Genomic DNA, 26633 nt, shown 5'->3' on the forward strand with positions numbered 1-26633 from the left:
CCAGCTCCGACAGCCCCATCGCCTCACCAGTCACAGTGCCCCACCTCACACGTGACATGGGACCTTCCTCCCGTCGCAGCACACTGCTGGAGCGCAGAAGGCCGTATGTTAGGGCTGTCAATCATCGCGGCCTGACTCACCGGGCGCACCGCCGATCCCGAGTCGGCTCCGCGGCCCTGTGCCGGCCGGTCCCCAACCGCTTCGATGCCAGGAAGAAGGATTCCGTGAGCCCTACAAGCGACTCCACGCCTCTCATCGACGGCCTCCTGACCAAGGTCGCCGACAATGACCCCGATGAGACCAGCGAGTGGCGCGAATCCCTCGACGCCCTCATCGAGGAGAAGGGCGGTCCCCGGGCGCGCTTCATCCTCTTGTCGATGCTCGCCCAGGCCCGCAAGAAGAATGTCACCGTCCCCGGGCAGACCACCACCGCCTACGTCAACACGATCCCGGTGGAGGACGAGCCCTACTTCCCCGGTGATGAGGCCCTGGAGCGCACCTACCGCCGCTGGCTGCGCTGGAACGCCGCGGTCATGGTCACACGCGCCCAGCGCCCGGGGATCGGGGTGGGCGGCCACATCTCCTCCTACGCCTCCACCGCCACGCTCTACGAGGTGGGCTTCAACCACTTCTTCCGCGGCAAGGACCATCCCGGCGGCGGGGACCACCTCTTCTTCCAGGGCCACGCCTCCCCCGGCAACTACGCGCGAGCCTTCATCGAGGGGCGCCTGAGCGAGGCCGATCTCGACGGCTTCCGCCAGGAGGTCTCCCACCCCGCGCGCGGCGAGGGCCGCGGCATCCCCTCCTACCCGCACCCGCGCCGCATGGAGGACTTCTGGGAGTACCCCACCGTGTCCATGGGCCTGGGCCCGGCAGAGGCCATCTACCAGGCCTGGTTCGACAAGTACCTCACCGGTGCCGGCATCAAGGACACCAGCCAGCAGCACACATGGGCCTTCCTGGGCGACGGCGAGATGGACGAGCCCGAGTCCCGCGGCATGCTGCAGCTCGCCGCCCACCAGCAGCTGGACAACCTGACCTTCGTCGTCAACTGCAACCTCCAGCGGCTCGACGGCCCGGTGCGCGGCAACGGCAAGATCGTCCAGGAGCTCGAGGCCTTCTTCAAGGGCGCGGGCTGGAACGTCATCAAGGTCCTGTGGGGCCGCGGCTGGGATCAGCTGCTGGCCGCGGACAAGGACCACGCCCTGGAGCACCTCATGATGGAGACGCTCGACGGCGACTACCAGACCTTCAAGGCCAATAACGGCGCCTACGTGCGCGAGCACTTCTTCAACCGCGATCCGCGCACCGCCGAGCTCGTCAAGGACTGGACCGATGACGAGATCTGGGCCCTGCAGCGCGGGGGCAACGACTACCGCAAGATGTACGCCGCCTACAAGGCCGCCACCGAGCACAAGGGCCAGCCCACCGTCATCCTGGCCCACACCGTCAAGGGCTACCTGCTGGGCGAGCACTTCGCCGGGCGCAACGCCACCCACCAGATGAAGAAGCTCACCCTCGACGACCTCAAGGCGCTGCGCGACCGCCTCCACATCCCGATCACGGATGAGCAGCTCGAGGCCAACCCGAAGATGCCGCCGTACTACCGGCCCAACCAGGACGACCCGGCCCTGCTCTACATGCTCGATCGCCGTCGCCAGCTCGGCGGGTTCCTGCCCGAGCGCCGCGACTCCGGCAAGCAGCTCGAGCTCCCCGGGGACAAGACCTATGAGGTGCTCAAGGCCGGATCGGGCAAGCGCGAGATCGCCTCGACCATGGCCTTCGTCCAGCTGCTCAAGGAGCTCATCAAGGACAAGGGCATCGGGCGCCGCATCGTGCCGATCGTTCCCGACGAGTCGCGCACCTTCGGCCTGGAGTCCCTCTTCCCCACCAAGAAGATCTTCAACACCCAGGGCCAGAACTACACGCCCGTGGATGCCGACATGATGCTGTCCTACCGGGAGTCCACCTCCGGCCAGCTCATGCACACCGGCATCAACGAGGCCGGCTCAGCCGCCCTGTTCCAGGTGGTGGGCACCAGCTACTCCACCCATGACGAGCCGATGATCCCGGTCTACATCTTCTACTCGATGTTCGGCTTCCAGCGCACGGCCGACCAGTTCTGGGCGGCCGGGGATCAGCTGGCGCGAGGCTTCATCATCGGGGCCACCGCCGGGCGCACCACCCTGACCGGTGAGGGCACCCAGCACATGGATGGCCACTCCCCCATCATCGCGGCCACCAACGACGCCGTGATCACCTACGACCCCGGCTACGCCTACGAGATGCGGCACATCGTGCGCGACGCCCTGGAGCGCTGGTACGGGCCGGACTCGGGCCGCAACCGGGATGTCATGTACTACCTGACGGTCTACAACGAGCCCATCCACCAGCCCGCTGAGCCGGAGGATGTCGACGTCGAGGGCATCATCCGCGGCCTGCACCGCCTTCAGGCGGCCCCTGAGGGCGAGGGACCGGTGGTCCAGCTCCTCGCCTCCGGCGTGGGGCTGCCCTGGATCGAGGAGGCGCGCCGCCTCCTGGCCGAGGACTGGGGCGTGCGCGCAGGGACCTGGTCGGTCACCAGCTGGAACGAGCTGCGCCGCGAGGCCCTGGAAGTGGAGAGGGCCAACTTCCTGGCTCCCGACGCCGAGCAGCGCGTCCCCTATGTGACCTCCCGGCTCTCCGAGGCCCAGGGCCCCTTCATCGCCACCAGCGACTACGACCACCTCATCGCCGACCAGATCCGCCCCTGGGTCCCGGGCGACTACCGCACCCTGGGCGCCGACGGCTACGGCTTCTCCGACACCCGCGCCGCGGCGCGCCGCCACTACCTCATCGACGCCCAGTCCGTCGTGGTCAAGGCGCTCCAGGCGCTGGTCGATCAGGGATCCCTGGGCCGCCACGTGCTGTCCGAGGCCATCGGCCGCTACGACCTCCACAATGTCAACGCCGGAACCTCCGGCGGTCAGGGCGGGGAGGCCTGAGCAGGACTCATCGCAGCGCTGACGGCGTCATCCGGGATTGGCCTAGGATGGCGCCGTCAGTCAGTTGTGGCGCGACCCTCCCCAGCGCCAGCACTTGAGAGACGAGGTCTCCATGTCCCATGGCCCCATGCGCCGATCACTGCCCCAGATGCTCCTGGCCGCCGTCGGCTGCCTGTGCCTGAGCGCCTGCAGCCTGGTGGGCCTGCCCGGGGGCCGGACCGGGACCTCGGCCGACGGCGCCCCCGCCTCCCAGCAGGAGGCGGCCTCCCAGGATGAGGCCGATGACTCGGAGCCCGAGGACCAGGACTCCGAGGACCGGCCGGATCAGCCGCTGTCGCCTATGGAGTACGGCAACTGCACGGCCGACGAGGTCGCCGAGTTCGAGGCCACGGGCGACGACGACAGCGACGAGCCCGACCCTCTGACGGATCGAGCGGCAGCCGATGCCCAGACCGAGCATGTCCACGTCATCCCCGGCGCCCCGGAGGTCACCGTCGGCTCCGATGCCACGCTCAGCTCCTACATCGTCAGGATCGAGTCCGGCGCGCAGCACGTCACGATCGAGGCCTCGGACCTCATCTACGTCATCGACTCGGACCTGCAGACCCTGACCATCAAAGGCTCCAACAACACGGTCTGGGTCAACTCCGTGCGCGAGGTCGTCTTCGAGGAGGGCATGGTGGCCAACTGGGCCGGCATGGAGGTCGAATCCGGGTACTACAACCAGGTGTACTGGCGGGATCAGGGACCAGCCTCGGAGAAGGATGACGCCGATAGCAGCATCATCGCCAAGGACGTCCACCAGGGCATCGTCAGCCAGTGCCCGATGCACTCCGACCTGTGAGTCGGGGCGCTGATCAACTGCCCTCAGCGGCACCGTCGTCGGGAGCCGAGGGATCAGTTCCCGAGTGGGCGCCCATATCGCGGTAGTGAGGCTGAAGCAGGTTCTCGGGGCTGAGGAGCTCGTCGAGGACGGCCTCCTCCAGGAGGCCCATCTCCAGGACCACCTCGCGCACATTGCGACCCGAGCGAGCGCACTCCCGACCCACGCGGTCACCGTTGTGGTGCCCGATCACCGGATTGAGGTAGGTGACGATCCCGATGGACTCCAGCACGTTGCGCCGGCACACCTCCTCATTGGCCTCAATGCCCACCACGCACAGCTCGCGCAGTGAGGCCATGGCCCGCTCCAGCAGGTTGAGGGACTCGAAACTCGCCTGGGCGATGACCGGCTCCATGACATTGAGCTGAAGCTGACCGGCCTCGGCGGCGAAGGTCAGCGCGACGTCATTTCCAATCACCTTGAAGCAGACCTGATTGACCACCTCGGGGATCACCGGATTGACCTTGGCCGGCATGATCGATGAGCCCGCCTGCCGCTCAGGCAGTCGGATCTCCCCCAGCCCGGCGCGCGGGCCCGAGGAGAGCAGACGCAGATCATTGCAGATCTTGGAGAGCTTGACCGCCAGGCGCTTGATGGCGGCATGCATGGAGACATAGGCACCGGTATCACTGGTGGCCTCCAGCAGGTCACGGGCCCCATGGATCTCCAGCCCGCAGACCTCGCGCAGATGGCGCACGACAGCGTCCTGGTAGCCAGGAGGGGTGTTGAGTCCCGTGCCGATGGCCGTCGCCCCCAGGTTGACCTCCAGCAGGAGGGCGGAGTTGTTGCGCAGGCGCGAGACCTCCTCATCCAGCAGCACCGCGAAGGCCTCGAACTCCTTGCCCAGGCTCATGGGCACGGCGTCCTGGAGCTGAGTGCGGCCCATCTTAAGGACCCCCTGGAACTGCGCGCCCTTATCACGAAACGCGGCGATCAGACGCTCAAGCTCGCCGACGAGCTCCTCCACAAGGGTATGAAGTCCTAACCGAAAACCCGTCGGATAGGCATCATTGGTGGATTGAGACTTGTTAACATGATCATTGGGGTTGACGATGTCGTAGCGGCCTTTGGCATAGCCAAGATGCTCGAGCGCCAGATTCGCCACAACCTCGTTGGTGTTCATGTTGACGCTTGTACCAGCACCGCCCTGGAACGGATCGACCGGGAACTGGTCGAGACAGCGCCCACCCTCCAGGATCTGCCCGCAGGCCCACACGATGGCCTCGGCGATCCGCGGATCCAGGGTCCCCAGTTCCGCATTCGCCAGGGCGGATGCCTGCTTGACCTGCACCATCCCCCGCACGAAGGCGGGCTCGTCGCCGATCGCGGCGCCGGAGATGCGGAAGTTCTCCAACGCCCGCAGGGTGTGGATCCCCCAGTACGCCTCCAGCGGCACCTCCCTGGGCCCCAGGAGATCCTCCTCCGTCCGCGTGGCCTGCAGCATCGTCGCTCCTCTCGCATGTCATGCGCTTCTAGGATGATTGACACCTGCACGGTAGCGCATGTCCGGCCGCTCAGGATGAAACGACTATGGGAAGCCGACAATAGGTCACAACTTTATCACATGTCTCAACCCGCCACATCAAGCCAATCCGGACCTATTTCCCCAGATCTCGCGGGAAACCGGCGCCGCACCGCTCGCCATGCCGGAGGTGACATTGCTGTGATCGAGGTTTTCCATTATGTAGCATCTCCGCCATGGATGAGTTGAGCACTCCGGCCGTGACTGCGCTGCGAGAGGCGCAGGACACGATTATTGAACATTCCTTGGATCGCATCAGCTCCGCACATGATTTCTATCGCACCCTCCCCGAGGGCGATCGTGAGCAAATCGCCGCCGTCGCGCGCCTGGGCGTGACCCTGTTCGTGGATACCGCGGAGAACCCCCGTTCCACGACCTCCCCATCTCAGATCTTCTCCGATGCTCCCGCGGCCCTGACCGGCGTCATCTCCCTGGAGCAGACCCTGGCCCTGGTGCGCACCGTCCTGGACGTCGTCGTCGACGAGGCCCCCCGCGCCGTCCCCCAGGAGGATCACGATGCCGTGAGGATCCTGGTGCTGACCTTCGGGCGGGACGTCGGCTTCGCGGCCGCCGAGGTCTATGCCCATGCCGCCGAGGCCAGGGGCGCCTGGGACGCTCGTCTGGAGTCCGTGGCCGTGGACGCCATGCTCCACGACAGCCCCCAGGACGCCTCGACCCGTGCGGGCTCAGCCGGGTGGACCGGTGCCGGCCCCGTGGTCGGCATCGCCGCGCGCACCTCCCTGGACGCGCTGGGCATCTCGCGCCTGCGCCACGACTGCAGGGCCCTGACCTCGGACTGCCTGGTCTCGGTGCGCGGCGATTCGGTGCTCATCGTCCTGGGCGGCTCCAGCCGGACCGAGGACCAGGCAGGGCAGGCCGGCGGCAGCGGTGAGACGCCCGAGCGGCTCATCGATGAGGCCGCCATGCAGATCGCGGGCGGCCTGGGCGGATCAGCCGTTGTGGGCCCGGTGGTCCCGGGCATCGGCCTGGCCGGGCGCTCCCTGCGCTCGGCGCTGGCCGGCCTACGCGCCCTGCCGGGGTGGCGCGAGGCGCCCAACCCCGTGCACGCCGACGACCTCCTGCCCGAGCGACTCCTGGCAGGCGACGAGCTGGCCACCGAGCAGATCCTCGACCTGGTCCACGCCCCGCTCCACGAGATGGGCGACCCCTTCGAGAGCACCGTGGCCACCTACCTGGCGCTGGGCGGCAGCCTGGAGGCCACGGCCCGCAGCCTGTTCGTCCACGCCAACACCGTGCGCTACCGGCTGGGCCGGGTCAGCGAGCAGGTCGGCTGGGACGCGACCGACGCTCGCGACGGGCTGATGCTCCACATGGCTATCATCATCGGGCGCCTGGCGGCTCATCGCCAGGAGTGAGCGGCCCGCCCCACCCGATTCCCCACTGGGCGCCGACCGCGGGACAATGGCTCGCGGCTGCGGCGCCGGCCCGCCTGCGCCACCACCGACAGGAAGGAGACCCCTATGAGCTCGCCCGACCCAGAGATCCTGGAGACGATCACCCAGATCGTGGCAGAGGAGGCCGGCCAAGAGCCCTCCCGGATCACCACCGAGAGCCGCTTCGCCCAGGACCTGGACATCGACTCCCTGGGGCTGCTGACGATCGCCACCCAGGTCGAGGAGCGCTTCGGGGTGACGCTGGACGACTCCCTCATCCCCACCCTGCCCACTGTGGGCGCACTGGTCGATCTCGTTGCCGCCCAGCGGTCCTGAGCCGATGCCGCCTGCCCACCAGGCCGTCGTCACCGGCCTGGGCACGGTCAACCCCCTGGGCGGCGATGCCGCCTCCACCTGGCAGGCGCTGCGGGACTCGCGCTGCGCCGTCGGCCGTCTCGACGCCGACTGGGCGCAGGACCACGGCCTGGCGGTGCGCCTGGCCGCGCTCCTGGCCATCGATCCGGCGCAGACGCTGAGCCCCCGCCAGATGCGCCGTCTGGACAGGTCCTCCCAGTGCGCGGTGCTCGCCGCCCGCCAGGCCTGGGAGCACGCAGGCTCCCCCGAGGTCAGCGGCGATGAGCTGGCGGTGTCGATCTCCCCGGGCATGGGGCCCGTGCTCTCGGTGATGCAGACCTGGGACGATCTTCGCGGCAAGGGGCCGCGACGGGTCCTTCCCACCGCCGTCCCCGCTCTTATGCCCAACGCCCCTGCCGCAGGGGTCGGCATCGAGCTGGGAGCGCGCGCCGGCATCCACGCGCCGGTCTCGGCCTGCGCCTCGGGCGCCGAGGCCATCGCCTACGGCGCCGATCTCATCGCCCTGGGACGAGCCGAGGTGGTGGTGGCCGGCGGCACGGACGCGGCCCTGCACCCCATGACCGTGGCCGCCTTCGCAGCCATGCGCGCGCTGTCCACCCGCAACGAGGACCCGTCCACGGCCTCCCGCCCCTTCGCACCCGACCGCGATGGATTCGTCCTGGGCGAGGGGGCCGGCGTCCTGGTCCTGGAGTCCGCCGAGCACGCCGCCTCCCGGGGCGCGCGCGTCCTGGCCGTGCTGGCCGGGGCCGCCGTCACGGCCGACGCCTATGACGTGGCCCGCCCCGAGCCCAGTGGCGCCCAGCAGGAGCGAGCCCTGCGCCTGGCGCTGCAGCGCGCCGAGGTGCTCCCCCAGCAGGTCGGGCATGTCAACGCCCACGCCACCTCCACCCCGGCGGGCGACGCCGTCGAGGCCGCCGTCCTGGCACGGGCACTGCCCCGGGCGGCGATCAGCGCCACGAAGTCCTTGACCGGCCACCTCCTGGGCGGTGCGGGCGGCCTGGAGGCGGTTGTCACGGTCCTGGCGCTCCAGGAGCGCTGGGCGCCCCCGACCCTGCTTCCCGCCGGCCTTGATCCGGAGATCGCCGCACTGGGCATCGATGTGGTCGGCCCCCGCGGACGGGATCTGCCCGGCCTGACAGCCGCCGTGTCCACCTCCTTCGGATTCGGCGGCCATAACGCAGCCCTGGTCTTCACCAGCCCGCACGGGTCTGAGCGGGGCTGAGCAGGGCTGAGCGGGGCTGAGCCCAGGGCCGACTTCCCGCCACTGCGGTTCTCACCGGGGGCGCAGGTAGCCTGGCGGCATGCCGATCTTCACCCGCCGCTCGCGCCCGACGGTCCCGACCACCCTGCTCGCCGGCGTTGACGAAGAGGTCCTGGGCGCCGTCCCCCTGGCCGAGGACGACTCGTCCTGGGCGGTGGCCACGGCCGGGCGGCTGATCATCCTGTCCCAGGCGGCGCCGGCCACCGCCCACCCATGGACCGGGGTCGAGCGCGCCTCCTGGGAGGCTGAGACCCGGACCTTCACCGTGACCTGGACCGATGAAGCTGCTGATCCGCTGATCCTTCGCGTCGTTGCCGGGGTGCGCCGCCACGGCGAGTTCGTCTCCTGGGATGTGGCACCCTTCGCCCGGGCACTGCGCCAGAGGGTCGAGGCCGCCATTGTCCATGCCGTCACCGCCACCCTGCCCAGCGGCCTGCCGGCCTCGGCCAGCGTCAGGCGCGCCGAGGACTCCAGTCTCTACATCGTCACTCGCCCGGCCAGTGGCCAGGGTGAGGCCGATGAGGCGGCGCTGCGCGCCCTGCGCCGTCGGGCCGCGGACGGTGTGGGTCTGCCCACAGACTGACATTTCCCGAGGATTCAGCCATTCGGCGCGCCCGGGGGGATTCGACGCAGGCACGGGATCGTTGCTACAGTTCAACCCGCGCAACACGCATTCCTGCGTAGCTCAATGGCAGAGCATCCGACTGTTAATCGGACGGTTGCTGGTTCGAGTCCAGCCGCAGGAGCCCACCACGAGCCCCGGCCCCCACAGCCGGGGCTTCGTCGTCGCCGCGCGCCCCTGCTTGCATCGCCGGGCCGGAGGCGTGCGAGGATTGGCGCCATGGCTTATCGCGACATCCGCATCATCGGCGACCCGGTCCTGCGCACCGAATGCGACTGGATCACTGATATCGACGACTCGGTCAAGGCCCTGGTCGAGGACCTGCTGGAGACTGTCGACGATGAGGGGCGGGCGGGCCTGGCCGCCAACCAGATCGGCGTCGGCCTCAGGGCCTTCTCCTGGAACATCGACGGCGAGATCGGCTACATCCTCAACCCCAGGCTGGTGGAGTCCTCCCAGGACGAGTACCAGGACGGCGATGAGGGCTGCCTGTCGGTCCCCGGGCTGTGGTACCCCACCGAGCGGGCCTGGTACGCCCGCGCCGAGGGCACGGATCTGGACGGGAGGACGGTCGTGGTCGAGGGCGAGGAGCTCATGGCGCGGTGCATCCAGCACGAGCTTGACCACCTCGACGGGCACCTCTACCTGGATCGCCTCGACCGCAAGAACCGGGCGCACGCCATGAAGGAGCTGCGCGCCAAGGGCCTGTAGGACACCCCGTCCCCTCTGTCACTCCGCCAATTTGCGTGAGTTCGTGCTTTTCCGGGCCCGGAAAAGCACGAACTCACGCAAATTGGCGGAGTCAGGGGTCAGCCCACGCGGTGCAGCCAGCGCACGGGGGCGCCGGCGCCGGCGTAGCGGAAGGGCTCCAGCTCGTCATCCCAGGCCTGCCCCAGGGCCAGGTCCAGCTCACGGCGCATGCGCTCGGGGTCGGCGGCGTGCAGCAGCGCCGCCCTGATCCGATCCTCAGGCACCACGACATTGCCGTGGACATCGGTCTGCGCATGGAAGATGCCGAGGTCGGGCGTGTGGGACCAGCGCCCGCCGTCGATGCCAGCGCTGGCCTCCTCGGTGACCTCGTAGCGCAGGTTCGCCCAGCCGCGCAGCGCTGAGGTCAGATTGGACCCTGTTCCCGCGGGACCCACCCAACTCGTCTCGGCGCGCATCATCCCCGGCGCTGCGGGCTGCTCCGTCCAGTCCAGGCGGACACGCGAATCGAGCACCTCGGCGGCGGCCCATTCGACATGGGGGCACAGCGCCCGGGGTGCTGAGTGCACGAAAAGTACACCGCGGGTGTAGGCACCGATCATGATGAACGCCTCCTAGATGGTCCGAGATTCGTCTTCCCCAACGGTCTCGACCCAAACGGGACGCATTCACGACGCACGCGGCATGCAGAGACATTGTGCCCCAGGCAAGCATGGAAATCCAGTGAGGCGCCGGTCGCATCGCAGAGCATCAGCACTGCGCGCGGGCGGGCGGCGAGCTCACAGCCGCTGCTTGATGCGCATGCGGCGCTGCTCCAGGGAGGTGATCTCGCCCAGCAGCTCGCGATAGCCCTCCTGCTCGGCGGACATGCGCCGGTGGCGGGAGCGCAGATCCGCCAGGCGCCGATTGATCCCCATGACGGCCAGGGAGCTGAGCACCCCTGCGGCGTAGCGCTCCAGGGCGCCAGGATCGATCTCGGTGCCGCGACCGCGGATGGTGGGCAGCGGCAGGGGCGCCACCGCCAGCTCGGTGATGGCGGCGTCGATGAGGCCGACGGCCCCGTCGCGGACCTGCTCGATCCAGCGCTGGGTCGCCCTGCGACTGGCCTCCGGCTCTGCCAGCCCGGCCTGAGTGGCGCGCTGGATGAGGCTGAGGGCCTGGGCGGTGCCGCCGGCGGCCTCGATGGCCTCGTAGACGGCCCGATGCGTGGGCTGACTGAAGGAGTCGGCCCCGATCTCATCGGCGGCCGCGGCACCGGCGGGACCGGGGAGCTGGATGATGACGGCCAGGGCCTCGCGCTCGAGGCGCTCGACCGGGTCGCTGACCGGGGGCAGGCCGCGGGGCCGGGCCTGACCTCCCTCCCCATCGATGGGCCACTGCTCGGCCTGGCCGCGGTGACTGCGCCGCTCCGCGCCCTGGACGGCGCTGACGACCTCGCGATCGGGCAGGCCCAGCCATCCGGCCAGGCGGCGGGTGTACTCGCGCTTCAGGGCACGATCCTTGATGCCGGCCACCACGGGGGCGGCGGCGCGCAGCCCCTGGACGCGCCCCTCGGAGGTGTCCAGGTTGAGGCTGGCCAGGCTGGCCCGGATGACGAACTCGAAGAGGGGAACGCGCCGCCCCAACAGCCGGGGAATGCCCTGGTCGCCCTCCTTCATGCGCAGGTCGCACGGGTCCATCCCGCCGGGGTCGACGGCGACGAAGGTCTGGGTGGCGAAGCGCTGGTCCTCGGCGTAGGCGCGCAGGGCCGCCTTCTGCCCCGCGGCGTCACCGTCGAAGGTGAAGATGACCTCCCCACCGCGAGCCTGCTGCCCCCTGCCGGTGACCACTCCGGCCGCCGGATCCGCCACATCCCCGAGCAGGCGCCGCACGATCCGCGCATGATCGGCCCCGAAGGCCGTGCCGCATGTGGCCACGGCCGTGGTGACCCCGGACAGGTGGGCGGCCATGACATCGGTGTAGCCCTCGACCACGACGATGCGGTGGGACCTGGCGATCTCCTTCTTGGCCAGGTCCAGCCCGTAGAGGACCTGGCTCTTGTGGAACACGGCGGTCTCGGGGGTGTTGAGGTACTTGGGCCCCTTGTCCTCCTCGGACAGACGCCGGGCCCCGAATCCCACCGTGGCGCCGGTGACGTCCCGGATGGGCCAGATGAGACGGTCGCGGAAGCGGTCGTAGACGCGGGCGCCGTCGGCTCCCCCACGGCTGCACAGGCCCGAATCGACGAGCTCGGCCTCGGTGTAGCCGGCTGATCGCAGGTGGCGGGCGAGGTTGTCCCAGCCGGCCGGGGCGTAGCCGACTCCGAAGTGCGCGGCGGCGTGCCGGTCGAATCCGCGCGAGGTCAGGAAGTCGCGGGCGGCCTGGGCCCCGGGGGTGGCCAGCTGCTCGGCGAACCAGGACTGGGCCAGGCGGTTGGCGTCCATGAGCCGCTGGCGGGTGCCGGGCTCGACTCCCCGGCGGACCTGCCCGCCCTCCTCATAGCGCAGCTGGACCCCGGTGCGGTCGGCCAGGTACTCCACGGCCTCGGTGAAGCCCAGGTGGTTGATGCGCTGGATGAAGCTGATGACATCCCCGCCCTGGCCGCAGCCGAAGCAGTGCCAGTAGCCCAGCTGGGGGCGTACATGGAAGGAGGGGGTGCGCTCATCGTGGAAGGGGCACAGCCCCTTCATGGATCCCACGCCGGCGCTCTTGAGCGTGACGTGCTCGGCGACGACGTCCTCGATCTGGGCGCGCTGGCGCACCGCCTCGATGTCCTCGCGCTTGATCAGTCCCGCCACGGCCCTATCGTAGGCGAGGGCCGCGACATCACCAGTCCTGCCCCGGCTCCCCTGCCGGGCGGCGGCGCGCAGCGGGGATCAGACAGCGGGTATCAGACCTGGGAGAACAGCCCGCACAGGCGGGCGTGCCAGGCCCGGGCGGAGGTGTCGGTCAAGGAGGCGAGCTGGTCGACCACCACGCGCAGCCGGCCCCGGTCGTCGGCGGCCTCGTTCCAGTCGGCGGCGAAGGACTGATCGAGGTGCTGGCCGTCGGAGGCCAGCAGGGCGTCGGCCAGGTCGAACAGCACCGTGCGCTGGCGCATGTAGACGGGCTCGTGCTCGCGGGGCGCCATGACGTAGCGCACGGCCGCCCCCTTGAGGATCTGGATCTCGGCGGCGGTGTCCTTGGGCAGGACGACGTCGCCCTGGTAGCGGGTCAGCCTGCCCTGGCCGTGGATCTGGCGGGTCGCCCGGGCCACCGAGGACACGAAGCGCCCGATGAGCTCGCTGGTCAGGTTCTTCAGCACCGCGGCATCGGCGCGCGATCCGCTGTAGGAGGCGATCCAGTAGGGCTGGGAGACCAGGCGGTCCCACGCCGCCCCGAGCTCGTCGGCATCCAGGGCGCTGCCGTACCACTGGCGCGTGGCCTCGACCAGGGCCTGGGCCTCCTGGGGGTCGGTGAGGCGCTCAGGGTCCATGCGCCCCAGGGCGATGGCGTCCTCGACGTCGTGGACCGAGTAGGCGATGTCATCGGACAGGTCCATGATCTGGGCCTCGATGCAGCGCCGGCCCGCCGGTGCGCCGCGGCGCATCCAGGAGAAGATCTCGGCGTCCTCCTCATAGGCGGAGTACTTGCGCAGGCTCTTGGCCCTGTTCTCGCCGTTGCCGCCGCTGCCCTGCCCCTTGCCCCAGGGGTACTTGGCCACGGCATCCAGGCTGGCCCGGGTCAGGTTGACCCCCACCGGTCGTCCCTGGTGCCCCAGGGCCTTGGGCTCCAGTCGGGTCAGGATCCTGAATGTCTGGGCATTGCCCTCGAATCCGCCGATGTCGGCGGCCACGATGTCCAGCGCGCGCTCCCCGTTGTGGCCGTAGGGGGGATGGCCCAGGTCATGGCTCAGGCAGGCGGCGTCGACGACGTCGGGGTCGCAGCCCAGCTCCTGGCCCAGGGCCCGCCCCACCTGGGCGACCTCCAGGGAGTGGGTCAGGCGGGTGCGAACGAAGTCATCGGCCGCCGGCCCCAGGACCTGGGTCTTGGCCCCCAGGCGGCGCAGGGCGGAGGAGTGCAGGACGCGGGCCCGATCGCGCTCGAAGTGGGTGCGCCGGGGGTCCTTGGCGGGCTCGTCGACGAATCGCTCGACGTCGTGGGCCCCGTAACCCCCCATGCCTTCCATGCCCTCCATGCCCTCCAGGGCCTGGGTGCCGGGCGCGGCGGGATCATCGGCGGGGGCGACCAGGACGAGCCGGAGCCGGCTGGCCGCATCGTCGTCGGGCTGCTCGTGGGACATGGTCACAAGGTAGCGCAGGTGGAGGTTAAGATGGCTGGAATGCCCGGGCGCCCGCCCGGGCCGAAGGGAGACGCGCCCTGTGCCAACCACCACGACGCTTGTCCACCGCCCTGATGAGGCGCCACAGGAATGGTGGCGCCACGGGCTGGTCTACGAGCTCGCCTCCCCGAGCCTGTCGGCCCAGGACCTCTTGGACAGTGACCAGGTGCTCGACCATATCGTCTCCCTGGGCCTGGGAGGGGTGCTGGCGCGCCCGAGCCTGGTGGATACCGCCTCACGCGGGGACATGGATGCCGTGCGCGCCTTCATCGCCCGCGCCCATGAGCGGGATCTACGAGTGGTCATGCGCATATCCGGCGCCCTGGGCCCCGTCACGGGCCCCCTTGCCGGGCGGCACACGGCGTACCTCACCGGGCTGGAGGGCAAGGGCGAGGACCTCATGCGCAGGGCTGAGGCCTATCTGCGGGCCGGTGCCGAGGGGATCGATCTGGGCACGATCATCCCGCCGGAGGTGACCGATGAGACGGACCTGTCGGCGCTGAGCACCTACTTCGCGCGCCTGCAGGCCCTGGTGGCGGCGCACTGCGACGAGGGCTTCGTGGGCGCCGATGTCACCGCCGACTACCCCGACTCCTTGCGTCACCATCTTCAGGAGGACTGGATCCACCACCTGCGCGATGACTGCCTGACCCTGGTGCGCTGGGATGCGGTCTCGATCACCACGCACCTGACCCAGTCCCTGGCCGAGCACGCCCGCTTCGGCGCTCCTCCCGCCTGGAGGCTCCTGCCCTCCCACTCGCTCCTGGCCGAGCTCGACCCGGGTGACGGGATGCGCTGGTACTCCACGGATCCTGAGGCCCGCGTGACTCGGGGCGGCGCCCTTCAGGCCATGATGCTGGCCCTGCCCGGCGTGCTCTACCTGCGCCAGGGCGATGAGATCGCCATGGTCGACGCCGACAAGCCCACCGCGCCGCGCGAGCTCGCCGACCTGGTGGCCGAGCACGCCCGCACCCAGTCCTCGCATCTGGGCTCATCCGTGGCCACGATCCGCCATGCCGCCCACGTGCGCCGTGATCACGCCCTGGCCACGGCACCGCTGGCCTTCGTCACCGGGCTTGACTGGTGCCCGCCCGAGGCCCTGACGCTGCTGGCCCGTGACGTCCTGGTGGTGGTCAACCTGTCCACCAGCCCGATACTGCTGCCCCCTGAGGCCCGTCCGCTGCTGGCCTCAGGGCCGCTGGGACAGGATGAGGGACGGATCGTGCTGCCGGAGACGACGACGATCTGGCTGGAGGCCTCGACCGTCGCCTGAACTCGGCAACCGCGCGAGTGCAAGCCGCTGCATGTTTTCTTGCATTCGTTGCACGATTGGTTTACCTTCGGACCGTCGACCATCGACGCACCATCTCGATTCGAAGGAGAATCACTTTGGCCCGCACCCGCCGCGAAGAGGATGAGCCCCTGTGCCCCAGCGCCTGACCCTCGCAGACATCGCCGATCAGGCAGGCGTCTCCACCGCCACGGTATCGCGCGTGCTCAACGGCAAGTCCAATGTGGCGGAGTCGACCCGCCACCAGGTCCTGGCCGCCCTCGACGTGCTGGGGTACGAGAGGCCCGAGTCGCTCCACCAGGCCTCCAAGGGGCTGATCGGGCTCATCGTCCCCGAGCTGTCCAACCCGGTCTTCCCGCTCTTCGCCCAGGAGATCGAGCAGCTCCTGGCGCCCACGGGGCGCACTCCCCTGCTGTGCACCCAGACACCCGGGGGGATCAGCGAGGACGAGTACATCGAGATGCTCGTGGACCGCGGCGTGGACGGCATCATCTTCGTGTGCGGCCGCCATGCGGACACCACCAGCGATGTCACCCGCTACCACCGCCTGCGGGAGCGCGGGGTGCAGGTGGTGACGATCAACGGCAATGCCCCCACCATCACGGCGCCCGGCTTCACCACCGATGACTCGGCGGCGGCGCGCATGGCGGTGGAGCATCTGATCTCCCTGGGCCATCGGCGCATCGGCCTGGCCATGGGGCCCACCCGCATGGTGCCGGCCCAGCGCAAGCGCTCGGGCTACGGCGACGCGATGCGAGCCGCACTGCCTGACGAGCCCCTGCGCATCGCCGAGGCCCTGTTCACCTATGAGGGAGGGCTGACCGCCGGGGCACGGCTCGTGGAGCAGGGCTGCACCGCCGTGTTCTGCGGCTCGGACATCATGGCCCTGGGCGTGGTCCAGGCGGTGCGCAACGCGGGCCTGAGCGTTCCTAAGGACGTCTCAGTGGTCGGCTACGACGACTCCCCGCTCATCGCCCTGACCGACCCGCCCCTGACCACGGTGCGCCAGCCGGTCTCAGCGATGTGCCGGGCCGCGGTCAGCACGATCCTGAGCGCCATCGACGGCGGGGAGCCGGCCGATGCGGAGATGTCCTTCATCCCCGACCTCATCGTGCGCTCCTCCACCGCCCCGGCGCCCTCCTCGCCCCACGAGGGCTCCTGACGGTCCGCCGGCCCGGTGCGCCAGGCGATCAGCGCGACCATGAGCGTGCCAGGCGCGCTCCGAGCCCCGTCAGGCGCTCGGCGATGGCCCCGGGCCCTCCGGCGTCCCACTCGGCGTCCCCGGCATGGGGCTGCTCCAGGCTGTAGACCGCGGAGATGCCCGCGGCCGCCATCTCCCCGCGGGGCAGGCTGGAGCGCCCGGCGACCAGGACCGCGGGCAGTGCCAGCGCGCCGGCGGCCTGCCCGGCCAGGGCGACCACCGAGTCGGCCACGATGTCGTAGACCTCGCCATGGGCCGTGACCACGAGGTCCTGGCCCTTGACGGCCTGCGCCAGCCCGGTCAGGGAGGCCATGACCCTCGCCCCGGGGGCGGCCCAGGCGCCCAGGGCGCGCAGTGCCAGCGCCCCTCCCCCGCAGGCTCCTGTCCCCCAGGTCGTGACCGTGATCCTCTCGGGCTGACCGCCTCCCACCACCGGCAGGCTTCGCGGAGCGCTCCGCCGGGCTCGGTCCAGCAGCTCACCGCCGCGGGCGCAGGCCGCCCTGTCCAGCTCCTGGGCCTCCTCGGGGGCGATCCCGCTCACCGAGGCCAGGGCCGCGCCCGCGCCGCCCAGGCCGCCCAGGGGAAGATCATCGGCCAGTGCCAGGCCCAGGGAGCGGCCGTGCAGCAGCTGGCGCGCTGCCCTGAGACCTCCCAGGGCCTCGATCGCGCCCGCCCCGCCGTCGTGAAGCGCGGAGCGTGACAGGCCCACCACCAGGGTGTCGGCGGGCTGCGTGCGCGCCAGGGCCTGTGCCACGACCTCCCCCAGACCGGCCGATGAGCCCTGGCGGGCCTCCCTGGCCGCCTGGAGGGGATCGGTGGGCAGTGCCATGAGGCGCGCGGCATCGAGGAACCAGGTTCGCCCTGCACCGCTGCGGTCATCCTCCGCCCGGGGCGCCAGCTGCAGCAGGTCGACCTCCCGCACCTGGCCCAGCGGACCGGGGGCCTGCAGCGCCTCTCGCCCCAGGACCAGCGAGTCGGGGAGGCACTGGGCCGAGCCGGGCCCGCCGTCGGCCAGGGGCAGTGCCCGCAGCGCATCCCCGCCCCGGGCACTGCCCCATCCCGTGGCCAGGGCCCTGGCCACGCGAGGTGCGGGCAGGCCGTGCCGCGGGCCGACCAGGGCCACGCCGGCCGGCTCGGGGCGCATGGCGCCGACGGCGAGGAGGACCTTCATCGCCGGGCTCCGCCCGCACCGGCACCGCTCCTGGCTACCGGGGCCCTCATTCCTCGATGTCCTCGATGGCGCCGCCCAGGCGCGCAAGCAGCAGCGCCTCGGCCACGACGATCCGCTCCAGCTCGCCCAGGTGCATGGACTCGTTCTCGCTGTGAGCGCGGGTGTCGGGGTCCTCAATGCCGGTGACCAGGACCTCCGCCTGGGGGAAGGTCTCCTTGAGGATGGCGATGAAGGGAATGGACCCGCCCTGGCCGATCCCCACCGAGGGCTGGCCCCAGGCCTCGGTCAGCGCCCAGTGGGCCGCCTGGGTGGCCGGCGTCTGATCGCCGCCGTCGAAGGCCGGGCCGGCCTCGCGCCCGGAGACGGTCAGGCGGGCCCCGAAGGGCACATGGGCGTGGAGGTGATCGCTCAGGGCCTCCAGCGCCTGCTGGGGATCCTGGCCGGGGGCGATGCGCAGGGACAGGCGGGCCGTGGCCGAGGGGGCCAGCACGTTGCCGGCTAGGTGCAGGGGCGTGATGTCCGTGCCGATCAGCGTCAGGGAGGGCTTGGTCCACAGCCTGGCGGTCAGGTCGCCGGTTCCCGTCAGCTCCACGCCGTCGAGCACTGCGGCATCGGCGCGGAAGTCCTGCTCGGTGTACTCAGGGGCCCCGGGCTCGGCCTGGGGGCGAGTGACCAGGCCGGCGATGGCCACATCCCCCGCCTCGTCGTGGCAGGAGGCCACCAGGCGGCAGATGGCGGTGGCGGCGTCCAGGACCGGGCCGCCGTACTGGCCGGAGTGCAGGGCATGATCCAGGACCTCCAGGCGGGCGTCGACCTGGACCACCCCGCGCAGCGTCGTGGTCAGGGCGGGGATGCCCACCTTCCAGTTCATGGAGTCGGCCACGATGATGATGTCGGCATCCAGGCGCTGGCGGTGCTCGGCCAGGAAGGCCTCGAAGGCGGGACTGCCGACTTCCTCCTCGCCCTCGATGAAGACGGTCACCGAGCAGGGCAGCTCGCCTCCGCCCAGCTCGGCCAGGAGGCGGCAGGCGTGGGCATGGGTGACGACCCCGGCCTTGTCGTCGGCGCTTCCTCGGCCGAAGAGCCTGTCGCCGCGCTGCTCGGCGCGGAAGGGGTCGGCCTGGTCCCAGCCGGAGGGGTCGCCCACGGGCTGGACGTCGTGGTGGGCGTAGAGCAGGACGCGCGGGGCGCCCTCGGGGCCGGGGCGGTGAGCCAGGACCGCGGGCCTGGAGACCGTGCCATCGGGCGCCTGGGCGGTGAGGATCTCGGCCTCCAGCCCGGCCCGGCCCAGCAGCTCGACGACGGCCTGCGCGGATCGCAGGACCTGGGACTGGTCGTGGCTGGATGCTGACACAGAGGGGATGGACACCAGGTCGGTTAGGTCGGCAACGATGTCGGGGAAGGAGGAGTGGACGGCGGTGCGCACGGTATCGACTGTGATCATGGTTTTCAGGGTATCGCGCCGCTGCGGCTAGTCTGTGCTTCGTGGATCTGTTCAAGAAGCGCCGCGCGCAGTCCGAGCCCGAGCCGGCCGTCGTCGAGGACCAGCCGGTGGTCGGCAAGGGGCGCCCCACCCCCAAGCGCAAGGCGGCCGAGGCCAAGGGCCTGAGGCCGGTGGTCCCCGCTGACCGCAAGGCGGCCAAGCGCGAGGCCCAGGCCGCCCGGGACGCCGCCTGGGAGCGCCAGCGCGAGGCCATGCGCACCGGGGACGAGCGCTACCTCCCCGCACGCGACAAGGGCCCGATCAAGCGCTACGTCCGCGACTACATCGATGCGCGCTTCTGCATCGGCGAGGTCTTCATGCCGCTGACACTGGTCCTCATGCTGCTCATGTTCGCCTTCTCCTCCTGGCTGGGCAACACGGGCATCTACGTGATGCTCTCGGTCTACGCCGTCTTCTTCCTGGCCATCGCGGACTCCGTCCTGTGCTGGCTGCTGGTGCGCCGGCGCCTGGTGGCGGCCTTCGGCGCCGAGGAGGTCAGGAAGGCCGGCGGGATCTTCTTCTACGTCTTCATGCGCTGCATGCAGGTGCGCCGCTGGCGCCAGCCCTCCCCCCTGGTGGCGCGCGGCGACTACCCCTCCTGAGCCTGCAGGCCGGCAGTCCCTTCGACGTCCGCGCAGCGCGGACACCGACCAGGTGGTGGGCAGCCGCCTCCCGCCCGTCCGCCCCGGTCCTAGAATCGCGCTATGGTCGCATATCGTCATCTCGGCTCCTCAGGCCTGAAAATCACTGAGATCACCTACGGCAACTGGCTGACGCACGGCTCCCAGGTGGAGGCGGACACCGCCACCGAGTGCGTCCACACCGCGCTTGACCTGGGCATCACCAGCTTCGACACGGCGGATGTCTACGCCAATACCGCGGCAGAGGAGGTCCTGGGCAAGGCACTGGCCGGCCAGCGCCGCGAGTCCCTGGAGATCTTCACCAAGGTCTACTGGCCCATCGGCCCCAAGGGCCCCAATGACGTGGGCCTGTCGCGCAAGCACATCATGGAGGCCATCAACGGCTCCCTGACACGCCTGGGCACGGACTACGTCGACCTCTATCAGGCGCACCGCTACGACTACGCCACCCCGCTGGAGGAGACCATGCAGGCCTTCGCCGACGTGGTGCGCTCGGGCAAGGCCCTCTACATCGGCGTCTCGGAGTGGACGGCCCAGCAGATCCGGGCCGGCCAGGAGCTGGCCTCCCAGATGGGCTTCCGCCTGGTGTCCAACCAGCCCCAGTACTCGGCGCTGTGGCGCATCATCGAGGACGAGGTCGTGCCCGCATCCACGGAGCTGGGACTGGGGCAGATCGTGTGGTCCCCCATGGCCCAGGGCGTCCTGTCCGGCAAGTACCTTCCCGGTGCCCAGCCCCCGGCCGGCTCACGGGCCACCGATGCCAAGGGCGGCAAGGACATGATCTCGCGCTGGATGCGCGACGAGGTCCTCACCGCCGTCCAGGGCCTGGTACCCGTGGCCGAGCAGGCGGGGCTGACCATGCCCCAGCTGGCCATCGCCTGGGTGCTGCAGAACCCCGCGATCTCCGCCGCCATCGTGGGCGCCTCGCGCCCCGAGCAGCTGCGCGACACCGTCAAGGCCTCCGGGGTGGTCCTTGACGAGGATGTCCTCACTGCCATCGACGCCGCCCTGGAGGGCGTCATCGAGCGCGACCCGGCGCTGACGGTCTCCCCCGAGCAGCGTCCGGCCTGAGCGCCGCACACCCACTCTGAAGAGGCGAGGCCCTCGGCCGGCGCTCCAGCGCGCCTGCCGAGGGCCTCGGCGCGTGACAGGCTCCTCAGCGCGCCGGGCGGAGCAGGGACAGCGCCCGATTGATGCGGCCCGGCCAGGCCGGGCCGTTGTAGACGAAGGCGGAGTAGGCCTGGAGCAGGTCCGCCCCGGCGTCGAGCATGAGCTCGGCATCCATGATCGAGGAGATGCCGCCCACGCCGATGATGATGGGCCCCTCCCCCAGGCGCCGGCGCAGGCGGCGCACCACCTCCAGGGCGCGGGGCAGCAGCGGAGAGCCCGACAGACCGCCCTCCCCCAGATCGTGGTCGATGGTGGTGTTGGTGGCCACCACGCCCTCCAGGCCCATCTCGAGCACGAGGTCAGCCACGGCATCGATGTCCTCATCGGCCAGGTCCGGGGCGATCTTGACCAGCAGGGGCACTCGCCGTCCCGCCGCCGCATCCCCGGCCTGGCGCACGGCCGCCAGGATAGGGCGCAGGGCCTCGACCGACTGCAGGCTGCGAAGCCCGGGGGTGTTGGGGCTGGAGACGTTGACCACGAGGTAGTCGGCCCAGCGCGCCACGCGGGAGGCGGAGTAGCGGTAGTCCTCCACCGCCCCCTCAAGGGGCGTGGTCTTGGTCTTGCCGATATTGGCGCCCACGACGATGGAGCGCCCGCGCACGGTGGAGCGCAGCCGCCTCAGGCTCTCGGCAGCCTCATCAGCCCCGGCGTTGTTGAATCCCATGCGGTTGCGGATGGCGCGCATCTGGGGGTGGCGCCACATGCGGGGAGGCTCATTGCCCTCCTGGCCGCGAGCGGTGACCGTGCCCACCTCGATGAAGCCGAATCCGAGCATGTCCAGGCCCTCGATCGCCTCCCCGTCCTTGTCCATGCCCGCGGCCAGGCCCAGGAGCCCGGGAACCGGTCGGGCCAGGGGCCCGCCCTGGCCGCTGGAGGGCACGGGGAAGGCAGGACGACGCCCCCACGCCTGGCGCACGACATCCCGCAGGATGGGGACCCTGCTGGTGGTCCTGATGGCCCTCAGGCACACGTCATGGATGAGCTCGGGGTCGATGCGGGTCAGTGTCGTCTTGTAGAGAAGGTCGTAGAGCACGGGTTCAGGCTACCCTGACAGCATTGCGCCATCGCCCTGAGCCGCCGGCCCGCCGATCCCGGCACCGGGGCAGGGGCCACGATCACCGAGGTAGCCCGTGTCCTTCAACCGCGACATCCAGCTCGATCCCAACCGCGTGTCCACCCGCTCCGGCGGGGGCAGGCGCGGGGCCGCCATTGGTGGCGGATCGATTCTGACGGTGATTGCCGTCGTCCTGATCTCCCAGTTCACCGGAGTGGATCTCAGCGGCCTGCTCAACCAGCAGCAGGGGGCCTCGACGGCCTCGACCTCCTCGACCATCGACACCTCGATGTGCACCGATGGCGCCGCGGCCAACGAGCACACCCAGTGCCGCATGATCGCGACCGCCGAGTCCCTGGACGCGGTGTGGGGGGACCAGCTCCCCTCCCAGGGCGGGCCGGCCTACCGGCGCCCCGAGTTCGTGCTGTGGGACGGCACCGCGGTCAACTCGGCCTGCGGGACGGCCTCCAGCTCAGTGGGCCCCTTCTACTGCTCGGGCGACGAGAGCGTCTACCTGGACATGGGCTTCTTCTCCGACATGGAGCGCACCCTGGGCGCCAAGGACACTCCCCTGGCCCAGGAGTACATCGTGGCCCACGAGTTCGGTCACCACGTCCAGCACCTGACCGGGACCATGGCCGCCGCGGACCGCTCGGGGGCAGGCGCCACCTCGGACTCGGTGCGCCTGGAGCTCCAGGCCGACTGCTATGCGGGCCTGTGGGTCCACTACGCCTCGACCACGCCCGACCCCGAGACGGGCAAGCCCTTCCTCGTGCGCCCTTCGGCCGAGGAGATCACCGGGGCCATCAACGCGGCCGAGGCCGTGGGGGACGATCACATCCAGGAGCGCCACGCCGGTCAGGTCGACTCCGACACCTGGACGCACGGCTCCTCCGAGCAGCGCGTGCGCTGGTTCACCACCGGGATGGAGTCGGGCTCGGTGCACACCTGCGACACCTTCGCCGTGGACGCCTCCCAGCTGTGATCCTCAAGGCCATGAGCGCTCCCGGGTCCGCGCCCGCGAGCACTCGGGGCTGAGACGCGGCCCACAGCGCCAGCGGACGCGCCTGGCAGACTTGCCCCATGCGAGTCGCGGAGATCGCCCGGCTGACGGGTACCACGGTGCGCACGGTGCGCTATTACCACTCCCTGGGACTGTTGCCCGTGCCCGCCGAGCGCGGCGGCTGGCGGGACTACGACTTGAGCCATGTGGCGCGCCTGTCGCGCATCCGCTGGCTGGTGCGGGCCGGGGTGCCGCTCAGTGCCGTCGCCCGGGTGCTTGATGGCGCTGAGCCGACGACGGTCCCCGACGACGGCGCGCCCGACGGAGCATCAGTGACCCAGGACCTCGCTGCCGCACTGGCCTCGGCCGAGGCCCACCTGGAGGAGGTCACCGCCCAGCGGGACATGCTCGCCTCGCTCCTGGAGCGCTCACGGGCCGGGATGGCAGTGAGCCCCATGCCCCCGCGCATGGCCGCCTTCTTCGACCGCATGGAGGCCGCGGCCTCCGATGAGCGGACCCGGGCCGCCGTGCGGGCCGACCGGGACGCCGTCGACCTGGCCTGCTACCGGGGCCAGATGCCCGCGGAGGCCGAGCTCCTCTTCCCCGATCCCGACGCCGGGGATGACGCCGCCACGCTGGCCGCCTATGGCAGGGCCGGCGCGGGACTGAGCCAGGAGGAGACCGAGGCAATGGCCGCCGCGATGGTCGAGCGCCTCGTCCGCCGCGTGGAGCCCGAGCGCTTGCGCGCCCTGGCCCGGGAGGCGGACCGGGAGGCCATCCACGCGGTCTTCCAGTTCTTCGCCTCCTTCGAACAGCTGGGATCCGCCTACGCCCGGGCCATGGAGGCTCGCCTCCTCGAGGCGATCGATCACTGGGCGGTATCGGAGGAGTCCTGACACTCCCGGGCCTTGCGTGCGACGCCACGTCACACCCGATCGTGGAGGCATGAGCACTCCTGACTCCCCCGCCATCGAGGTGACGGGCCTGGTCAAGACCTTCGGGGGCCTGCGGGCACTCGACGGGCTCGACCTGACGATCCGCGCCGGCCAGATCCACGGCTTCCTGGGCCCCAACGGAGCCGGGAAGTCCACCGCCATCCGGGTCATGCTCGGCATGTACCGCCGCGACGCCGGCGCGGTGAGCGTCCTGGGCCTCGATCCGGCCCGCGATGCCGCCACCATCACCAGGCGCACCGCCTACGTGCCCGGCGACGTGGCCCTGTGGCCGGCCCTGACCGGAGGCCAGACGCTCGATGCCCTGGCAGGCCTGCGCGGCGCCCGCGACCCCCGCCGCGAGGCCGAGCTCATCGAGGCCTTCAGCCTCGATCCCTCCAAGCCGGTGCGCTCCTACTCCAAGGGCAACCGCCAGAAGGTCATGCTGGTCGCCGCTCTGGCGGCGCCCTGCGAGCTCCTCATCCTCGATGAGCCGACCTCCGGGCTCGACCCCCTCCAGTCCGAGACCTTCGTCGCCGCCGTTCGCGATGCCGCCGATCACGGCCGGACAGTCCTCATGTCCAGTCACATCATGGCCGAGGTCGACAGGCTCTGCGAGGCAGTGACCATCATCAAGGACGGCCGGGCCGTCGAGTCCGGGTCCATGGCCGCGCTGCGGCACCTCAGGGCCTCGCGCCTGACCTGCCAGCTTCCCCCGGGAGCACGACTGGGGCGCCACCGCCGCGGGCTCGGCGGGCTCCTCCCCCACAGGTGGTCCGCGTCTTCCGCGAATCAGGACCCCGCCTGGCCCCAGCCCGACGCCGAGGGCCGCTTCCGCGCCTCCGTGCCCGCCGAGCAGGTGCCCGCGGTCCTGGCCGCCCTGCTCGACGCCGGGGCGCGCGAGCTCACCTGCGCTCCCGCCTCCCTCGACGAGGTCTTCCTCGAGCACTACCGGGCGGAGGCACGATGAGCCCCGGCGATGGCGCGCTGCGCCCGTGGCTCATCGACATGCGCCTGCGCCTGCGCTGCGAGCGCGCATGGCTGATCGCCCTGCCCATGGGGGTCCTCCTGCTCACCGCCGCCCTATCCCCCTCCTACGGCAGGACCTTCGCCTCGAGGGCGGATCAGCAGCAGGTCGTGGCCCAGGCCCGCGCGAACGACACGATGATGCTCCTGTACGGCCGCTTGGACAGCGAGGCGGACGCCGTTGAGATCGCGGTGTGGGAACTGGGCGCCATGACCTGCCTGGTCCTGGGCATCGTCATCGTCCTGCGCGCTGCGGCCGTCTCCAGGGGCGAGGAGGACCAGGGCCGTGCCGAGCTCCTGCACGCCGCCTGCGCGGGACCGGTGCCCCGGGTGATCGCACAGGCCGCCCTCCTGGGGATCCTCAGCGCGCTGGTCGGGGCGGCCGCGGGCGCGGGCCTGCTCGCCCTGCAGGGCGCCGGCGCCGCCGACGCCTGCTCCTACGGGGTGGCCGTGGGACTGACCTGCCTGCTGCTGGCCGCCACCACCCAGGTGGGCGCCCAGCTCGCCGCGGATGCCGCGGGCACCCGCGCCGTGGGGATGACCGTGCTGGCGGCGAGCTTCCTCTCCTACGGGCTGGACTGCGCCAAGGACTGGCGGTGGTCCGGCCTGGCCGCGGCGGCCTCGCCCTTCCGGCTGCGTGAGGAGCTGGCAGCGGGTGAGGGCCATGACTGGACGCCCTGCCTGTGGGCGCTGGCCGCCTGGATCCTCCTGACGGGAGTGGCCGCCGTGATGGCGCGCCGTCGGGATCTGGGGCAGGGCCTCGTCTCAGTGCGCCCGCCCTGGATGCGGATGCCACTGCGCGCGCCTGGGCCCGCCGCGCTGGCCCTGTGGCTCTCGGCGCGCAGCATGATCACCTGGGCGCTCGCGGTGGGCGCGACCGCGGGACTGTTCACAGATATGGGCAGGAGCCTGGTGGAACTGGCCCAGCAGGGCGGCTTGAGCTCTGACAGCGAGATGGGGTCGCTTCTGGGCAGCAGCAGTGATCCCGGGGAGGCCTTCCTGGCCTACCTCGGCTCCCTCCTGGGGGTGCTGGCCGCGTGCCAGGCCGTGTCCCTGGCCTCGAGTGCGGGAGCCGAGGAGCTCAGCGGGAGGATCGAGGCGGTGTCCGCCACCGGTGTCACGACGGTGCGCACCATCCTGGCGTGGTGGATGACGGCGCTGGTGAACTCCGGCCTGACCCTCACCTGCGCGGCCGGGGCAGCGGCGACCGTCGGGGAGGATGCCCTGGGGACAGACTCCTGGGATGCGCTCCGGCTCGTGGCCGGGCAGTGGCCCGCAGCGATCGCGGCGGCCGGCCTGGCCTCCTTCGTGTGCGCGGCCCGGCCCCGGTGGCGAGGGCTGGCCTGGATCCCCGTACTCGCGAGCCTGGGCATCACGCAGTTCGGGGCGAGCCTGGACCTGCCCGAGGGGATCCGTGACGCCAACCCTGCGGCCCAGGCCGGCCAGAGCGGATCGTGGTGGCTGCTCGGCATGGCCGTCGTCCTCATCGCCTCAGGCATCCTCCTCCACCGACGGCGCGACCTCATGCTGGCCGGCACCACCCGCCCGGGACTGCCTCATCCGGGCCTCTCACCGATCCACCCTCAACCCGCACCATCGAGAGGATGATCCC

Annotated in this window: 22 protein-coding genes and 1 tRNA gene; 16 read left to right on the plus strand and 7 right to left on the minus strand. The window is 70.9% G+C overall.

Going from position 1 to position 26633, the window contains the following annotated elements; genetic code table 11:
• Positions 1-224 precede the first annotated feature (224 nt).
• Together aceE and EL266_RS10285 are read left to right on the plus strand one after the other, a co-directional pair.
• Positions 225-2984 (plus strand): pyruvate dehydrogenase (acetyl-transferring), homodimeric type, encoded by a 2760-nt coding sequence (aceE, locus tag EL266_RS10280; RefSeq protein WP_026427547.1) that lies wholly within the window; start codon positions 225-227, stop codon positions 2982-2984.
• Positions 2985-3111: 127 nt separating this feature from the next.
• Positions 3112-3828 (plus strand): hypothetical protein, encoded by a 717-nt coding sequence (locus tag EL266_RS10285; RefSeq protein WP_126412323.1) that lies wholly within the window; start codon positions 3112-3114, stop codon positions 3826-3828.
• A 13-nt stretch (positions 3829-3841) separates the two neighbouring features.
• Here EL266_RS10285 and aspA read toward each other — a convergent pair whose 3' ends face one another.
• Positions 3842-5311, minus strand: coding sequence for an aspartate ammonia-lyase (gene aspA, locus EL266_RS10290; RefSeq protein WP_026427549.1), 1470 nt, complete (start codon positions 5309-5311; stop codon positions 3842-3844).
• A gap of 254 nt (positions 5312-5565) precedes the next feature.
• On the opposite strand from aspA, the gene EL266_RS10295 reads away from it, so the two are divergent.
• The 6 genes from EL266_RS10295 (at position 5566) to def (ending at position 9752) form a co-directional block, all read left to right on the plus strand.
• A complete protein-coding gene (locus EL266_RS10295) occupies positions 5566-6765 on the plus strand; it encodes a PucR family transcriptional regulator (RefSeq protein ID WP_026427550.1) in 1200 nt (399 codons plus the stop codon).
• A 105-nt stretch (positions 6766-6870) separates the two neighbouring features.
• A complete protein-coding gene (locus EL266_RS10300; protein WP_026427551.1) occupies positions 6871-7119 on the plus strand; it encodes an acyl carrier protein in 249 nt (82 codons plus the stop codon).
• A 4-nt stretch (positions 7120-7123) separates the two neighbouring features.
• Positions 7124-8380 (plus strand): beta-ketoacyl-[acyl-carrier-protein] synthase family protein, encoded by a 1257-nt coding sequence (locus EL266_RS10305; protein ID WP_026427552.1) that lies wholly within the window; start codon positions 7124-7126, stop codon positions 8378-8380.
• Between the two features lie 79 nt (positions 8381-8459).
• On the plus strand, positions 8460-9002 hold the full coding sequence (locus EL266_RS10310; RefSeq protein ID WP_026427553.1) for a hypothetical protein: 543 nt from the start codon (positions 8460-8462) through the stop codon (positions 9000-9002).
• A 91-nt stretch (positions 9003-9093) separates the two neighbouring features.
• Positions 9094-9165 (plus strand) — tRNA-Asn (locus EL266_RS10315).
• A gap of 95 nt (positions 9166-9260) precedes the next feature.
• A complete protein-coding gene (gene def / locus EL266_RS10320) occupies positions 9261-9752 on the plus strand; it encodes a peptide deformylase (RefSeq protein WP_026427554.1) in 492 nt (163 codons plus the stop codon).
• Positions 9753-9850: 98 nt separating this feature from the next.
• Here def and EL266_RS10325 read toward each other — a convergent pair whose 3' ends face one another.
• The 3 genes from EL266_RS10325 to EL266_RS10335 all read right to left on the minus strand — a co-directional run bounded on the left by EL266_RS10325 (position 9851) and on the right by EL266_RS10335 (position 13905).
• The gene (locus tag EL266_RS10325; protein ID WP_026427555.1) at positions 9851-10351 is read right to left on the minus strand and encodes a DUF3145 domain-containing protein; all 501 of its coding nucleotides are present in this window, start codon (positions 10349-10351) and stop codon (positions 9851-9853) included.
• Between the two features lie 177 nt (positions 10352-10528).
• Complete coding sequence (gene dnaG / locus EL266_RS10330) at positions 10529-12526, minus strand: DNA primase (RefSeq protein WP_026427556.1); 1998 nt, start codon at positions 12524-12526, stop codon at positions 10529-10531.
• Positions 12527-12618: 92 nt separating this feature from the next.
• Positions 12619-13905, minus strand: coding sequence for a deoxyguanosinetriphosphate triphosphohydrolase (locus EL266_RS10335; protein WP_034515307.1), 1287 nt, complete (start codon positions 13903-13905; stop codon positions 12619-12621).
• Between the two features lie 184 nt (positions 13906-14089).
• On the opposite strand from EL266_RS10335, the gene EL266_RS10340 reads away from it, so the two are divergent.
• Together EL266_RS10340 and EL266_RS10345 are read left to right on the plus strand one after the other, a co-directional pair.
• Positions 14090-15322, plus strand: a complete 1233-nt coding sequence (locus EL266_RS10340; RefSeq protein WP_026427558.1) for an alpha-amylase family protein — start codon at positions 14090-14092, stop codon at positions 15320-15322.
• A gap of 151 nt (positions 15323-15473) precedes the next feature.
• The gene (locus tag EL266_RS10345) at positions 15474-16502 is read left to right on the plus strand and encodes a LacI family DNA-binding transcriptional regulator (protein ID WP_026427559.1); all 1029 of its coding nucleotides are present in this window, start codon (positions 15474-15476) and stop codon (positions 16500-16502) included.
• Between the two features lie 28 nt (positions 16503-16530).
• On the opposite strand, the gene EL266_RS10350 is transcribed toward EL266_RS10345, so the two are convergent.
• Both EL266_RS10350 and EL266_RS10355 read right to left on the minus strand, forming a co-directional pair.
• A complete protein-coding gene (locus EL266_RS10350) occupies positions 16531-17712 on the minus strand; it encodes a glycerate kinase (RefSeq protein ID WP_026427560.1) in 1182 nt (393 codons plus the stop codon).
• Positions 17713-17758: 46 nt separating this feature from the next.
• Positions 17759-19156: a dipeptidase gene (locus EL266_RS10355; protein WP_026427561.1), complete on the minus strand. Its 1398-nt coding sequence runs from the start codon at positions 19154-19156 to the stop codon at positions 17759-17761.
• 41 nt (positions 19157-19197) lie between these two features.
• On the opposite strand from EL266_RS10355, the gene EL266_RS10360 reads away from it, so the two are divergent.
• Positions 19198-19797, plus strand: coding sequence for a DUF3043 domain-containing protein (locus tag EL266_RS10360; RefSeq protein ID WP_026427562.1), 600 nt, complete (start codon positions 19198-19200; stop codon positions 19795-19797).
• A gap of 102 nt (positions 19798-19899) precedes the next feature.
• Positions 19900-20907: an aldo/keto reductase family protein gene (locus tag EL266_RS10365; protein WP_026427563.1), complete on the plus strand. Its 1008-nt coding sequence runs from the start codon at positions 19900-19902 to the stop codon at positions 20905-20907.
• Positions 20908-20992: 85 nt separating this feature from the next.
• Here EL266_RS10365 and EL266_RS10370 read toward each other — a convergent pair whose 3' ends face one another.
• Complete coding sequence (locus EL266_RS10370) at positions 20993-22039, minus strand: quinone-dependent dihydroorotate dehydrogenase (RefSeq protein WP_026427564.1); 1047 nt, start codon at positions 22037-22039, stop codon at positions 20993-20995.
• Between the two features lie 97 nt (positions 22040-22136).
• On the opposite strand from EL266_RS10370, the gene ypfJ reads away from it, so the two are divergent.
• From ypfJ to EL266_RS10390, 4 genes are all read left to right on the plus strand, one after another.
• On the plus strand, positions 22137-23045 hold the full coding sequence (ypfJ, locus tag EL266_RS10375; protein WP_026427565.1) for a KPN_02809 family neutral zinc metallopeptidase: 909 nt from the start codon (positions 22137-22139) through the stop codon (positions 23043-23045).
• A 98-nt stretch (positions 23046-23143) separates the two neighbouring features.
• The gene (locus EL266_RS10380) at positions 23144-23959 is read left to right on the plus strand and encodes a MerR family transcriptional regulator (RefSeq protein ID WP_026427566.1); all 816 of its coding nucleotides are present in this window, start codon (positions 23144-23146) and stop codon (positions 23957-23959) included.
• A 49-nt stretch (positions 23960-24008) separates the two neighbouring features.
• Positions 24009-24965: an ABC transporter ATP-binding protein gene (locus tag EL266_RS10385; RefSeq protein ID WP_026427567.1), complete on the plus strand. Its 957-nt coding sequence runs from the start codon at positions 24009-24011 to the stop codon at positions 24963-24965.
• A complete protein-coding gene (locus EL266_RS10390) occupies positions 24962-26629 on the plus strand; it encodes a hypothetical protein (protein WP_051281339.1) in 1668 nt (555 codons plus the stop codon). The genes EL266_RS10385 and EL266_RS10390 overlap by 4 nt, the downstream gene beginning before the upstream one ends.
• The last annotated feature ends 4 nt before the right edge of the window (positions 26630-26633 follow it).

The organism is Actinomyces slackii, from assembly GCF_900637295.1.
Taxonomy (GTDB): domain Bacteria; phylum Actinomycetota; class Actinomycetes; order Actinomycetales; family Actinomycetaceae; genus Actinomyces; species Actinomyces slackii.

Excerpts from the sequence above, each read along its gene's own strand:
- EL266_RS10285 (WP_126412323.1), top strand. The coding sequence starts at position 3,112 with ATGCGCCGATCACTGCCCCAGATGCTCCTGGCCGCCGTCGGCTGCCTG.
- aspA (WP_026427549.1), bottom strand. The coding sequence starts at position 5,311 with ATGCTGCAGGCCACGCGGACGGAGGAGGATCTCCTGGGGCCCAGGGAG.
- EL266_RS10295 (WP_026427550.1), top strand. The coding sequence starts at position 5,566 with ATGGATGAGTTGAGCACTCCGGCCGTGACTGCGCTGCGAGAGGCGCAG.
- EL266_RS10300 (WP_026427551.1), top strand. The coding sequence starts at position 6,871 with ATGAGCTCGCCCGACCCAGAGATCCTGGAGACGATCACCCAGATCGTG.
- EL266_RS10305 (WP_026427552.1), top strand. The coding sequence starts at position 7,124 with ATGCCGCCTGCCCACCAGGCCGTCGTCACCGGCCTGGGCACGGTCAAC.
- EL266_RS10310 (WP_026427553.1), top strand. The coding sequence starts at position 8,460 with ATGCCGATCTTCACCCGCCGCTCGCGCCCGACGGTCCCGACCACCCTG.
- def (WP_026427554.1), top strand. The coding sequence starts at position 9,261 with ATGGCTTATCGCGACATCCGCATCATCGGCGACCCGGTCCTGCGCACC.
- EL266_RS10325 (WP_026427555.1), bottom strand. The coding sequence starts at position 10,351 with ATGATCGGTGCCTACACCCGCGGTGTACTTTTCGTGCACTCAGCACCC.
- EL266_RS10335 (WP_034515307.1), bottom strand. The coding sequence starts at position 13,905 with ATGGAGGGCATGGAAGGCATGGGGGGTTACGGGGCCCACGACGTCGAG.
- EL266_RS10350 (WP_026427560.1), bottom strand. The coding sequence starts at position 17,712 with ATGAAGGTCCTCCTCGCCGTCGGCGCCATGCGCCCCGAGCCGGCCGGC.
- EL266_RS10355 (WP_026427561.1), bottom strand. The coding sequence starts at position 19,156 with ATGATCACAGTCGATACCGTGCGCACCGCCGTCCACTCCTCCTTCCCC.
- EL266_RS10365 (WP_026427563.1), top strand. The coding sequence starts at position 19,900 with ATGGTCGCATATCGTCATCTCGGCTCCTCAGGCCTGAAAATCACTGAG.
- EL266_RS10380 (WP_026427566.1), top strand. The coding sequence starts at position 23,144 with ATGCGAGTCGCGGAGATCGCCCGGCTGACGGGTACCACGGTGCGCACG.
- EL266_RS10385 (WP_026427567.1), top strand. The coding sequence starts at position 24,009 with ATGAGCACTCCTGACTCCCCCGCCATCGAGGTGACGGGCCTGGTCAAG.
- EL266_RS10390 (WP_051281339.1), top strand. The coding sequence starts at position 24,962 with ATGAGCCCCGGCGATGGCGCGCTGCGCCCGTGGCTCATCGACATGCGC.